This is a genomic window from Phenylobacterium sp., assembly GCF_036495085.1.
Taxonomy (GTDB): domain Bacteria; phylum Pseudomonadota; class Alphaproteobacteria; order Caulobacterales; family Caulobacteraceae; genus Phenylobacterium.
The window spans coordinates 1-12,032 of record NZ_DASXNL010000049.1 but is presented as its reverse complement, the minus strand read 5'-3'; the positions used below and the strand labels follow the sequence as shown (position 1 = coordinate 12,032).

Below are 12,032 nucleotides of genomic sequence, written 5' to 3'. Positions count from 1 at the left end.
GCCTATACCTCGCAGACCTGTTCGGACTGCGGAGCCATCGACAGGGAGAGCCGCGAAAGCCAAGCGCGCTTCACCTGCCGGCATTGTGGCTTCCGCGCCCACGCCGACATCAACGCTGCGATCAACATCCGTGACGCCGGGACCGGCGTCCGGCGGTGGAACACACCGTCGCTGCGCGTGGAGGGCGGCCGTCAGGCGCCCGATGAAGCGCGAACTCCTCAGTGGATTTCCTCCCTGGGAAATCCCCCGGCTTCAGCCGGGGGAAGACGTTAAACCCGCATCCCGAGAAGCTGCCGATGACCTCCGTTCGCCGTATTGTCCTGCTGGCCGCCGTGGCCGTGGCCGCCCTGAGCGCCGCCCCTGCGTTCAGCGCGCCGAAGACTGAGAAGGCCACGGCGCCGCCAGCGGAAGCGCCGGTGCCGGCCGCTGACCTTGCGTCGCCAAAGTACGGAACCTGGGGTTTTGACCTCTCGGGGATGGACACCTCCGTGAGGCCCGGCGACGACTTCTTCGCCTATGCCAACGGCAAGTGGGCGCAGCGGACGGAAATCCCCGCCGATCGGACTCGTTTCGGAAACTTCGACAAACTCGCGGTGCTCTCGGAGAACCGCGCGCACGCCATAGACATGGACGCCGCCGCCGGCCGGTTGACCGATCCCGACGGCGCAAAGATCGGCGCCGCCTACGCCTCGTTCATGAACGAAGCCCTGGCGGACAAGTTGGGCCTCAAGCCCCTGCAGCCGGAACTCGCGCAGCTTCGGGCGGCGAAGACCAAGGACGACCTCACGACCCTGATGGGAAAGGCCAACATTTCCGGATTTGCGACAATCTTCCCGGTCGGCATCTCGCTCGATGCCAAGAGCCCGCAGAAGTACGCCGTGCTGGCCGCGACGGGCGGCCTGGGCCTGCCTGACCGTGACTACTACCTGCAGCCCTCGTTCGCGGAGAAAAAGGCGAAGTATCAAGCCTACGTGCAGCAGATGCTGACCTTGGCGGGCTGGGAAAAGCCGGCGGAGAACGCCAAGGCGATCGTCGACTTCGAGACCCAGCTGGCCGAGGCCTCCTGGACCCGTGTCCAGCGGCGCGACCGCGACAAGACCTATAATCCCGCGACTCCGGCCGAGCTCAATGCGATGACGCCGGGGATCGACTGGAATCGCTATCTCGCCGCCCAGGAGCTTGCAGGCGTGCAGCGAGTGGTGGTGACCACCAACACCGCCTTTCCGAAGTTCGCCAAGATCTATGCCGAGACGCCCCTTGAGACCCTGAAGGCCTGGCAGGCGTTCCACCTCGCCGACGGAGCTGCGCCATACCTCTCCAAGCCGTTCGTCGAGGCGCACTTCCAGTTCCGCAACAAGGAGCTGGCCGGCCAGCCTGAGCAGCAGCCACGCTGGAAGCGGGCGGTCGCTTTCACCAACGGCGTGATCGGCGAGTCGGTGGGCCGGGTCTACGTCGCCCGTTATTTCCCGCCCGAGGCCAAGGCCAAGATGGACGCATTGGTCGGCGATATCCACACCGCGCTCCAGGCGCGCATCGAAAAGCTTGACTGGATGGGTGATGCGACCAAGGCCAAGGCCCTGGAGAAACTGTCGAAGTTCACGGTGAAGATCGGCTACACAGCCAAGTGGCGGGACTATTCCAAGCTCGCCCTGAGGTCCGACGATCTCTACGGCAACGCCAACCGCAGCGGAGCTTTCGAGTGGCGTCGTGAGGTCGCGCGGCTGAACGGTCCCGCCGACAAATCCGAGTGGGGGATGACACCCCAGACGGTCAACGCATACTACAATCCGGTGAACAACGAGGTGGTGTTCCCCGCTGCGATCCTGGCCCCGCCGTTCTTCGATCCGAACGGGGATCCGGCGATCAACTACGGCGGCATCGGCGGAGTCATCGGCCACGAGATCAGCCACGGCTTCGACGACCAAGGGCGCAAATCCGACGGCGACGGCGTGCTGACAGACTGGTGGACAGCCGACGACGCAGCCAAGTTCAAAGCCCAGACCGACCGGCTCGACGCCCAGTACTCCGCCTTCTCACCCTTGCCGGGCGCTCATGTGATCGGTCAGCTGACCATGGGCGAGAACATCGGCGACATGGGCGGCCTGTCGCTCGCGCTGGACGCCTATCATGCCTCGCTGCATGGGAAGCCGGCGCCGGTGATCAACGGCCTGACCGGCGACCAGCGGGTATTCCTGGGCTGGGCGCAGGTGTGGCGCGAGAAGATCCGCGACGAGACTCTGCGTCAGCGTCTGGTCACCGATCCGCACTCGCCGGCCGTCTATCGGGTGAACGGGACGATCCGCAATATCGCCGGCTGGTATTCCGCCTTCGACGTCCAGCCGGGCGACAGGCTCTATGTCGCACCCGAGCAACGGGTCCACATCTGGGTGAAGTAACGTCGGGCGTCTTCCCTCCCCTTCCGGGAGGGACGACCTAGATTCCTTCGGCCATGCCCTGGAAGCCGGATGCCGTATCCTTGTGGCGGTTGCTCACCATGCGTTGGTGGAGGGCAACGATCCGGCGGCTGCCGCTCTTCTGAAAGGCGAATGGGAAGAGGCCGTGCAGCAGGCAGGCCGCGGCGCCCGCGAGCATCACGAAGGCGAAGCCCCAGGCCGAGCCCAGATGTTCGAGATAGGTCTCGCCAACCGTCTCGGGATGGTCCGTGAATGCGCGAAGCATAGCCGTCAGTTCCCTCGTAGCCGCCGGAGCCCATGATGGCTGAGGCTCGAGGAAAATCATTGTCGCATCCGGGCCAAGCCCGTGGGTTCCGTAGAATTATGTTCCGGATCTATGGAGCGGCGGAGAACTTGATTCTCCGAGCGGGAGTCTTGGGCTATCGGGCGATCCTCAAGAGCCCTTCGGCAAGGATCGGCCGCTGGCCCTTGTGGATCTTCCAGAGCGCGGTCGCGGGATCGAAATAGTCCGCACGGTCCACCTCGGGAAATATGGCGCGTCGGCCTGAGCGCGGCGGCCACTCGATCTCGAATGTGTTGCTGCAGAATCCCGTCAGATCGAGGTCGGCCTGCACCAGCCAGGCCCGGACCAGCTTTCCGCCCGGCGTCGGGCACGGCGTCAGGGGCTCCGGTTCGCCCACGATCGCAATGCCGAGCTCCTCGGCGAACTCGCGCTGCGCTGCGGCCCAAGTCTCCTCGCCTTCCTCCACCAGTCCCTTGGGAATCGACCAGGCGGCTTCATCCTTGCCTGCCCAGAAGGGACCGCCGGGGTGGGCCAACAGGAACTCAGGACCGTTGGCTCGCCTGCGATAAGCCAGGACGCCTGCGCTGGTCACGCGGGCCACAGGCTTCAAGGACCTGCCGGCGTGGCGGCGAGAACCACGGCGCGCGGGCCCTCGGCCGCCGGACCCGGCGGACGTGGTTTCAGGCCGATCATCTGGCGACGCGGGTCATAGAGCACGGAATAGGCATAGTAAGGCGCGACGCCGGCGTAGATGACCACCCCCAGCACCCGGGAATCCTGGCGAAAGCTCAGCCGCGTCCCTTGATCACGAACACCCGTCGTGAGCGCCGCGCGCGCTGCGACCCCTCCATTGGTGTCGAACAGCTCCAGCGCAGCCTCAGTCCCGTCCGGCCAGGTGTCCCGCTCCAGACGGCCGTTGGCGACCGCGAGCCCCGGCCCGCCGGTGTCCAGCAGCACCACGCCGCAGGCCCTGGCGTGGGTCGAGCCGTTGGAGAGGCAGCCCGGCACCGCGTCGTGCAGCCCACCGCCACGCTGGTGAGCGTAGGGGGCGGCCAGTGGGACCATGACAAAGCCCTCGGTCTCCGCCTCGGTAGGATTGAGGATCAGGCGGCCATCGCCCTCCCCCGGCCGGGGCAGCTCGACGATCCAGCGCCTTACGCCCATCGACCTGAGTGGGTTGCCCACGCGACCGGGAGCCATGTCGATCCCGATGATCGCCTTGAAGCCTTCGCACGGCAGGCCGTCGCCAGCGATGCCATAGTTGGCGAGCGTAGTGCGCGAGGCCGGACATCGGGGCAGGTAGGCATAGCAGCCGATGGACCTGATCAGATGTACAGACGGTCGGCCCTCGACCCCGCCCAGGGCGACCCGCGCCTCGCCTGCGACGCCTTCGTAGCGCGAGCCTGAGGCGTAGCCGTAGCTCTCCGGCTCTGCGCCGGCCTGGGCGTCCGTCGGCCCAAGGACCCCGGGCAGGATGCGCAGGCCGGTTGAGCCGGTATCGAGGCTGGCCAGCATGGCCACGGAGCCCACCTGAATGGGTATGGCGTAGCGGCGCGCGCCATTGGTGAGCCGGGACTGCACGATCGCAACCTCCGAGCGCGGCGTAGGTCCTGGGTCGGCCCGCGCCGACAGGGCGGCGGCCAGCAGGCCCAACGACATCGCAAGCAGGCGACCAGCCATCGGAGGCGGCTCCCAAGGAGGTGGGAGCTTGCAACCGGCGAAATCCGGCGGTCAAGGCGGGGGCCGTTACGCCTACGCCAGGAGTGGCCTTCCAGACCGACCTCGGCCCATACTGGGTCGAGGCCAAATCGGGTCTCACCCACCAGATGTCCCGGACTTTCGTCCAATGGAACCTCAACAAGGACGCCCACGCCCTGACCGAAAAGATCAGCATCAGGATCAACCGGTGAGCCGCAAGGGCGGCCTCGACCTGATTTGCTACGTCTATTCCGGATGGAGCCCACGCATCCGCGCGGCGCCGCAGCGCCGGGCATGGATGGACGGAACGCCGGAATCCTTCGCCTATCGCTGCCTGCCGCTGAACATCGCCAACGCGCACGGTTGGGAACTGCTCAGCCCCTGCGGGTTCGAGGCTGAATGGAATGGCGGGCCGGAAGTGCACGATGTGGTGGTCCGCACCGATCCGGGAACAATCGGGCAAGCGCCGGTGGCGCTCTTCGGCCAGGGCGTCCTGACCTTCCATGTCGACGGGCTCTTCCGCACGCCGGAAGGCTACAACCTCTGGGCGGGCGGCCCCCCCAACGCCGGCAAGGACGGGATCGCGCCCTTGAGCGGCGTAATCGAGACCGACTGGTCGCCCTACAGCTTCACCATGAACTGGCGTTTCACGCGGCCCGGCCACGTCATCAGGTTCGAGGAGAACGAGCCGTTCTGCTTCATCTTCCCCCTGGAGCGGGGCCTTCTCGAGGCGGTGCGGCCGCGGATTGCGCCGATCGAGGAGGAGGGCGAGCTCAAACGGCAGTTCGAGCAATGGAGCGCTTCGCGGGACCGCTTCAGGGCCGAGGTTGAAGCGCACCCGCCGGCGACGCCCGCGGAGAAATGGCAGAAACTCTACTACCGCGGAGTCGACGCAGACGGAAAACCTGGGGCGGCGGACCACCATGCCAAGCTACGCGTGGCGGAGTTCAAGGGCGCGGAAGGCTTCCATCGCCAGGCGCGCCCGGCGCCGGCCTGCCCAGTCAGCCCTGGCGCGGGTCCAGCTCCAGGAGTCGATACCGACACCGCATCGGCTGCGAAGCTTGAGTGGCTGCTGAGTTCCTTCGAACGGCTGCGGGCGATCTCGCCGGGCAGCGCCATAGCGCGCAAACGGCAAGTGGGCGCTGAGGAATTCCGCGATGCGCACTACGCCGCCAACTGGCCGGTCCTGCTGGCGGGGGCGCTGGAGGGCTGGCCCGCTCTGGCGCGCTGGACCCCTGCCTACCTGAAGGCGACGGTGGGATCGCGTCCGGTGCAGATACAGGCCGACCGAGCATCGGATGCCGACTTCGAGCGCAACATGGCCGCCCACGCCACGACCCTGCCGTTTGACGTCTTCATCGACCGGATCAGCCAGCCCGGCGCGGGCAACGATACCTACCTGACCGCGTACAATTCGGCCGCCAACGCCGAGGCCATGTCGGTGCTACACGGCGACCTGGGCTTCCTGGACGCCTACCTGACCCGCGAAGACGCCAACCCGCACGGCATGATGTGGATCGGCCCGGCGGGCACCTTCACGCCCCTTCACCACGACCTGACCAACAACCTCCTATTGCAGATCGTCGGACGAAAGGTCTTGTTGCTGGCCGCGCCGGGAGAGGCGCCGAAACTCTATAACGACCACCATGTCTACAGCCGTGTCCGCGACTTGACGGAGCCTGACATCGTGGCGCGATTCCCCAGGCTCGACGGGATCCGTGTCCATCGGGTGGTGCTCAACCCGGGCGATACTCTCTTTATCCCCCTGGGCTGGTGGCACCAGGTCACCGCGCTCGATTTCAGCGTGACCATCACCCACACCAACTTCCGTTGGCCAAACGACTTCCACGCGACCTATCCGACGTGAAGCCCCCCGCAAGGCCAGGCCGCGCCGTTGACGGGGCGCTGGTAACGCGTCGTGATCGCCGACTGTCCGCTAGCAGGAATTCCATGGCCGAGGGATCGACACGCGTCGTTCTTGCCGCCCTCGCCGGCAACGGCGCCATCGCGCTCGCGAAGTTCGCCGCAGCGGGCCTGTCCGGCTCCACGGCCATGCTCACCGAGGCCGTCCACTCGCTGGTCGACACGGGTGATCAGATCCTGCTGCTGGTCGGCCAGAAGCGCGGAGCCAGGACCGCTGATGCGACCCATCCACTGGGCTACGGCATGGAGACCTATTTCTGGTCGTTCGTCGTCGCCCTGATGGTCTTCCTGCTGGGCGGGGTGCTGTCGCTCTACGAGGGCGTGCGCCACATCCTGCACCCAGAACCGGTGATCTCACCGTGGATCAGCCTGGGGGTCCTGGCCATCGCCGCGGTCTTCGAAGGGGCTTCATTCCGCGTCGGCTACCGCGAATACCGCCGGGTCGTGCGCGGGCGGCCCGTCCGGCTGTGGCAGTTCATCCGGGCGTCCAAGGACGTGAGCCTGGTCTCGGTCCTTCTGGAGGACTCCGCCGCTCTGGTCGGCCTGGTCTTGGCGGCGGCCGGCGTCATCGGGGCCACTTTCCTGAAAATCCCGTGGGCTGATGGGGCCGCGTCCGTGGCGATAGGCTTGCTATTGGCGTTCGTCGCCTTCGTCCTGGCCAATGAAACGCGAAGCCTGATCGCGGGCGAGGCGGTGGCTCCGATCGTCATGGAGCGGCTTACGGCGACCCTAGCCAAGATCAACTGCATCACCGAGTTGGAGGAGATCGCGACCCTGCACCTAGGGCCCGGCGCGATCCTTGTGGCCCTGACGCTGGCTTTCCGGCCGAAATCCACCACCGAGGCGGTGAACACCGCGATCTTTGAGATCACCCGCTGCCTGCAGGAGACCGACGGGCGCATCGCCTATGTCTATGTTCGGCCAGGCCAACACGCGGCCTGACGGCATGCCCCTGACAACCCTCGCCGCGTTGTCAGACAAAGGGGGCGCGTGTATTGGTGTGATTGTCAGAAATAGCCAGCGCGACCTTGGGAGAATGGCATGCCGTACGCTACCGGACGGGTGTTCCACGACGCCGACAGCCACGTGATGGAGCCGGCGGATTGGCTGGCGGCCCATGCCGACGAGGCGCTGAAGGCCCGCTTGGGCCAGCGGCAGACGGCCGAGCGGATTGAGCAGGGCGTGGCCACGGCGCGCGCCCGCAAAGGCGACGCGGAGGCCTCTCGGACGGCCGCCGAGAACCTCATTTCCGGTCCGAAAGGCTGGGTCGCCTATGGAGCCTTCGATGCCGAGGAGCGCACGCGCGCCCTGGACGAACTGGGCTTCAGCCGCCAGCTGGTGTTTGCAACATCCTCGCTTGGACCGTTCCGCACTTCCAGCAATCCGGACGTCCTCTATGGCGGCGCGCGGGCACACAACCGGGCCATGGCCGCCTTCTGCGCCGATGAGCGCCTGATCGGCGTGGCCTTTGTCCCGCTGGATGACCCGAAGCGTGCGCTGGAAGAAGCCGAGGAAGCCATCCGTTTAGGGTGCGGCGCGATCTGGGTGCCCTCGACGCCGGCCGGCGAGCGCTCGCCCGGCCACCCTGACCTCGACCCCTTCTGGCAGCTGCTGGCCGACAAGCGCATCCCCTTCATGCTGCACATCGGCCCCGGCTCGCGGGTCCTGCCGGCCGAGTACACCAACAACGGCAAGCCGCGTTCGCCCGACCTGCACGGCGGCGGCGAGAACCTGCGGTTCAAGGACTTCGTGGTGCTGCCGTTCTCGGCCCAGATGTTCCTGGCGGCGCTGATCTACGACGGTCTCTTCGATCGCGTGCCCGACCTGCGCGGCGGGGTGATCGAATTCGGCGCGGCCTGGGTGCCGGGCTTCCTGCGCCAGCTGGACCTTGGCTACCGCAGCTTCGGAAAGACCGATCCGCTCATCAAGGCGTTCTCGATGAAGCCGTCGGACTATATCCGGAAGCACATAAAGTTCACGCCGTTCCCGGGCGAAGACGCCGGCTACCTGATCCGCGACGCGGGCGCTGATCTGTTCCTGTTCTCCAGCGACTACCCGCACCCGGAGGGGACGAACGATCCCATCGGCCGCTTCGAGCGCACCTTCGAGGGGTTAAGTGAGGACGACCGCGAGCGGTTCTACAGCAAGAACTTCGAGGAGATGATGGGAGCCTTCTGAGGCGCCCGGCGGTCCGTCAGCGACGCTTGCCGGGGCCGGTCGGGGATCGAGCCCGATGGCTTGCGGCTGAACTCAGGTCAATGCGAACTCGCCAGACCGTTGAGGCAGCCGCGCCATCGTCCTGAGCGCGGCGCCTGCCGCTGCCCCTGGACCCGCTCCGCCGAGAAGGCGGCGCTAGCAAGGTCCTCATATTGACTTTCTACGAGCGGCCGGAGCCACGCCTACGAGGTTCCGCCCGCCAAGCCCCCGGAGTTGGATGGCCATGACTCGGCGAACATTCGTAAAGCCAGACGTGGCGACGAGCGCACTTGCCGCCGAGGCCCCGCCTCACGGCAGCAGCGCCCAGGGCGGCGACGACTTCAGCCGGCCGTTCCTCGACGTCGATGAGTGGCGAGACCATCCGGTGCGGCACCGCTACGTCCACGGCGGCTTTCGCGGCACGGATCTGCTGTTCTCAATCTACTTCCCGCCGAAAGACCAGTACCAGGGCCGTTTCTTCCAGCCGCTGGCGGCGATCAGCGGCAGCGAGAACAGCGCCCCCATGGCCATGTTCCAGGCAAGCGGCGTGGGCTTCGCCGCGGCCAGCGGCGGCTACCTGGTGGAGTCCAACCAGGGCAGCCGCGACATGTTCGGCGGGACATACCAAGCCAACGCAGCCGTCGCGCAATACTCGCGCACGTTGGCCGCCGACATGTACGGTCCGCACAGGCCGTACGGCTATGTCTACGGCGGCAGCGGCGGGGCCTTCAAGACACTGGGCTGCGTGGAAAACACCACGGGCGTCTGGGACGGCAGCATCCCCTTCGTCCACGGATCGCCGGTGGCCATCCCAAACTGCTTCACCATCCAGGCCCATGCCCTGCGCCTTCTCTGGAACAGGTTCCCGCAGATCGTCGACGCCCTCGATCCGGGCGGCAGCGGCGACATGTACGCCGGCCTAAACGAGGAGGAACGCGCGGCCCTGCTGGAGACCACCCGCATGGGCTTTCCGCCGCGCGCATGGTTCAACCGCGACCGGATCGCCTTCGGCTACACCGGCGTCTTCACCTCACTGGTCGACATGATCGTCGATGGCGATCCGGGTTACTTTGAGGACTTCTGGACCAAGCCTGGATATCTGGGCGCGAACCCGCCTGCCTCGCTGCGAGCCGCCCGCATCCAGCATCCTACGAAGATCGCAGCCTTGATTATGCCGGACGAGGCCAAGCGTCTGGGCCTGTCCCTCACCATGTCCGCCGGCCAGGCCGCCAGCGGGGTCATTTTCCCCGCCGCGCTGAAGCTGGAGAGTGTGCCGCAGGGCGACCTGCAGGGCGCCTCGATCCTGGTCAGAAGCGGCGGGGCGCAGGGCGCGGTGCTCTACATCGCCGGTGTCCGGGGCGACGTCGCGCTGATCGGCTTTGGAGCCAAGTATTTCCGCGCGCTTGCGGCGCTCGCCCCAGGCGATGAGGTGCAGCTGGACAACTCGGTCTACCTTGCGGCCCAGACCTATCATCGCCACCAAGTCCAGGCCCCGGAATACTACGTCTGGGACCAGTTCAGGGGGCCGGACGGAAAGGCGGTTTATCCTCAACGGCCAAAGATCGTGAACCAGGGCCAGTCGGGCGGATCGACCATGAACGGCCGCTTCGACGGCAAGATGATCGTCATCTCCGCGATGATGGACGAGGCCGCCTATCCCTGGCAGGCCGACTGGTTCCGCAACCGGGTTCATCAGGCGCAAGGGGCGAATTTCGACGATAAGTACCGGCTGTGGTTCGTCGACAACGCCACCCACACCACCCAGGCGGCAGGCTCGACGGACAAGCGGCCCGTCGCGACCACGCGGGTGATCAGCTACCAGGGCGTGCTGCAGCAGGCGCTCCGCGACCTTGCCGCCTGGGTGGAGAAGGGCGTCGCGCCGCCCCCCGGCACCGACTACGTCGTCCGCGAAGGGCAGATCATCGTTCCACCTTCAGCCGCCAAGCGCAAAGGGCTGCAGCCCGTGGTGTCGCTGACCGCCGACGGCGGCCCCTGCGCCACGGTGAAGGTCGGGCAGGCCGTCGCCTTCGAAGGGGTCGTCGAGGCGCCGCCGGGCGCCGGCAAGGTCGTGGCCGCCGAATGGGACTTCGAGGGTGATGGCGCCTTTCCCATCACCTCTCCAGTGACCGAGCCGGCCACGCGCGTGTCGGTCAGCCAAGCGTACATCTTCACCGCCCCCGGGATCTATTTCCCAGCGCTCAGGGCATCGATCGAACGGAACGGCGATGCCGCCTCCCGGTATGCGCGGCCTCAGAACCTTGGCCGTGTCCGGGTGGTTGTCCACTGACGGCCGTCGCGCGGACGCGAGGCCCGGACTCATCGACAAGCTTCCCGTGTTCGCGATCGAAGAGCATCCCCGACCGGGCGAACTCGATCTGCAGCGGAGTGGGCGGTCCCCGCATGCTCCGCGCAGATGCGCGCTCATCCCAGGGCGGCCAGCCCGGCCTGGGCCACGACCATGTCCTGCTCGTAGTGTCCGCCGCTGACGCCGATACCGCCGACGATCGCGTCGCCGACCTTCAGCGGATAGCCGCCGCCGAACACGACCAGACGCGGGGTCTTGACGATCCCATGCAGCAGGGGCGGGTCGTTCTTGATGAACTCGAACCAGCTGTCGGTGGAGATGCCGAACGAGACCGCCGTATAGGCCTTGTCCTGAGCAATATCGACGCTGAGCAGCGCCGCGCCGTCCATGCGCGAGAAAGCCTTCAGCACCCCGGACTCGTCAACGACCGCAATCACCATGGGCACGCCGATCTCGACCGCCTTGGCCTCGGCTGCGCGCAGGATGTCCGCGGCGGCTTCGGCCGTGATGGAGGATTTCGTGATCGTCTTTGCGCCCATGTGTCCGGCCTTCTGAAAAAAAAGCGAACCGCCACCTTAGCGACGTTGCCGCGGGGTTATTCAACGCGAACTACTATGCCGATCCCAGGACCTACGGGGTCGAACAGGAGGTCAAGCTCCAATAGATTGTGGCGGCGCCTCCCGGCGACCGCGAGAGAAGGAGCGGAACGACATGAGTGCGAGCGCGAAAGACCAGGGATTTCGCTACAGCGGCGTGAACCACGTTGCGCTGGTTTGCAAGGACATGGCCGAGACCGTCGACTTCTACGAGAATGTGCTGGAGATGCCGCTGGTCCGATCCATGGGGATCGGCGGCAAACACCAGCACTTCTTTTTCGACTGCGGTGGCGGGGCGCTGATCGCGTTCTTCTGGTTCGCTGATCCGCCGCCGTTCTCGCCCGGGATCGCCTCCCAGCCGCTTGATGTGGCCAAGGACGGCATGATGTCGGCGATCGCCTCGATGAACCACCTGGCGATCAACATCCCGATCGAGGCCTTCGACGCTTCTGTCGCACGCCTGCGCGCCAAGGGTATCGACTGCCACGTGATCAATCACTCCGACGGTCCGGACAGCCACCCCGCCGAACCGACCAAGGACACCTGGATTCGGTCCGTCTATTTCACTGATCCCAACGGCATCAAGCTGGAGCTGGCGGCGCTGGTTCGTCCCTTCG

12 protein-coding genes are annotated in these 12,032 nt (G+C 66.4%); 8 read left to right on the top strand and 4 right to left on the bottom strand.

The window, feature by feature from the left end; genetic code table 11:
- On the top strand, positions 1-273 hold a 273-nt coding region (locus tag VGI62_RS06640; protein WP_331503617.1), incomplete at its 5' end, for a zinc ribbon domain-containing protein.
- Positions 274-296: 23 nt separating this feature from the next.
- Positions 297-2,396, top strand: coding sequence for a M13 family metallopeptidase (locus VGI62_RS06635; RefSeq protein WP_331503616.1), 2,100 nt, complete (start codon positions 297-299; stop codon positions 2,394-2,396).
- Positions 2,397-2,433: 37 nt separating this feature from the next.
- Here VGI62_RS06635 and VGI62_RS06630 read toward each other — a convergent pair whose 3' ends face one another.
- The 3 genes from VGI62_RS06630 to VGI62_RS06620 form a co-directional block, all read right to left on the bottom strand.
- On the bottom strand, positions 2,434-2,679 hold the full coding sequence (locus VGI62_RS06630; protein ID WP_331503615.1) for a DUF6356 family protein: 246 nt from the start codon (positions 2,677-2,679) through the stop codon (positions 2,434-2,436).
- Positions 2,680-2,833: 154 nt separating this feature from the next.
- Entirely contained in the window at positions 2,834-3,289 is a 456-nt protein-coding gene (locus tag VGI62_RS06625; RefSeq protein ID WP_331503614.1) for an NUDIX domain-containing protein, read from the bottom strand.
- 14 nt (positions 3,290-3,303) lie between these two features.
- Positions 3,304-4,377 carry a hypothetical protein gene (locus VGI62_RS06620; protein WP_331503613.1) on the bottom strand — a complete coding sequence of 358 codons (1,074 nt, stop codon included), beginning with the start codon at positions 4,375-4,377 and terminating at the stop codon, positions 3,304-3,306.
- A 20-nt stretch (positions 4,378-4,397) separates the two neighbouring features.
- On the opposite strand from VGI62_RS06620, the gene VGI62_RS06615 reads away from it, so the two are divergent.
- The 5 genes from VGI62_RS06615 (at position 4,398) to VGI62_RS06595 (ending at position 10,801) form a co-directional block, all read left to right on the top strand.
- Entirely contained in the window at positions 4,398-4,607 is a 210-nt protein-coding gene (locus tag VGI62_RS06615) for a hypothetical protein (protein WP_331503612.1), read from the top strand.
- The gene (locus VGI62_RS06610) at positions 4,604-6,262 is read left to right on the top strand and encodes a DUF6065 family protein (protein ID WP_331503611.1); all 1,659 of its coding nucleotides are present in this window, start codon (positions 4,604-4,606) and stop codon (positions 6,260-6,262) included. Before VGI62_RS06615 ends, VGI62_RS06610 begins: the two co-directional genes overlap by 4 nt.
- 83 nt (positions 6,263-6,345) lie before the next feature.
- The gene (locus VGI62_RS06605) at positions 6,346-7,260 is read left to right on the top strand and encodes a cation diffusion facilitator family transporter (protein ID WP_331503610.1); all 915 of its coding nucleotides are present in this window, start codon (positions 6,346-6,348) and stop codon (positions 7,258-7,260) included.
- A 99-nt stretch (positions 7,261-7,359) separates the two neighbouring features.
- Positions 7,360-8,496: an amidohydrolase family protein gene (locus VGI62_RS06600; protein ID WP_331503609.1), complete on the top strand. Its 1,137-nt coding sequence runs from the start codon at positions 7,360-7,362 to the stop codon at positions 8,494-8,496.
- Positions 8,497-8,758: 262 nt separating this feature from the next.
- Positions 8,759-10,801, top strand: coding sequence for a hypothetical protein (locus VGI62_RS06595; RefSeq protein ID WP_331503608.1), 2,043 nt, complete (start codon positions 8,759-8,761; stop codon positions 10,799-10,801).
- Positions 10,802-10,935: 134 nt separating this feature from the next.
- Here VGI62_RS06595 and VGI62_RS06590 read toward each other — a convergent pair whose 3' ends face one another.
- Positions 10,936-11,358: a heme-binding protein gene (locus VGI62_RS06590; protein WP_331503607.1), complete on the bottom strand. Its 423-nt coding sequence runs from the start codon at positions 11,356-11,358 to the stop codon at positions 10,936-10,938.
- Positions 11,359-11,530: 172 nt separating this feature from the next.
- Here VGI62_RS06590 and VGI62_RS06585 point away from each other — a divergent pair.
- The coding region (locus VGI62_RS06585) for a VOC family protein (protein WP_331503606.1) at positions 11,531-12,032 on the top strand (502 nt) is incomplete at its 3' end.

Coding starts and splice junctions, on each gene's coding strand:
- VGI62_RS06635 (WP_331503616.1), top strand. CDS start 297: ATGACCTCCGTTCGCCGTATTGTCCTGCTGGCCGCCGTGGCCGTGGCC.
- VGI62_RS06630 (WP_331503615.1), bottom strand. CDS start 2,679: ATGCTTCGCGCATTCACGGACCATCCCGAGACGGTTGGCGAGACCTAT.
- VGI62_RS06620 (WP_331503613.1), bottom strand. CDS start 4,377: ATGGCTGGTCGCCTGCTTGCGATGTCGTTGGGCCTGCTGGCCGCCGCC.
- VGI62_RS06605 (WP_331503610.1), top strand. CDS start 6,346: ATGGCCGAGGGATCGACACGCGTCGTTCTTGCCGCCCTCGCCGGCAAC.
- VGI62_RS06600 (WP_331503609.1), top strand. CDS start 7,360: ATGCCGTACGCTACCGGACGGGTGTTCCACGACGCCGACAGCCACGTG.
- VGI62_RS06595 (WP_331503608.1), top strand. CDS start 8,759: ATGACTCGGCGAACATTCGTAAAGCCAGACGTGGCGACGAGCGCACTT.
- VGI62_RS06590 (WP_331503607.1), bottom strand. CDS start 11,358: ATGGGCGCAAAGACGATCACGAAATCCTCCATCACGGCCGAAGCCGCC.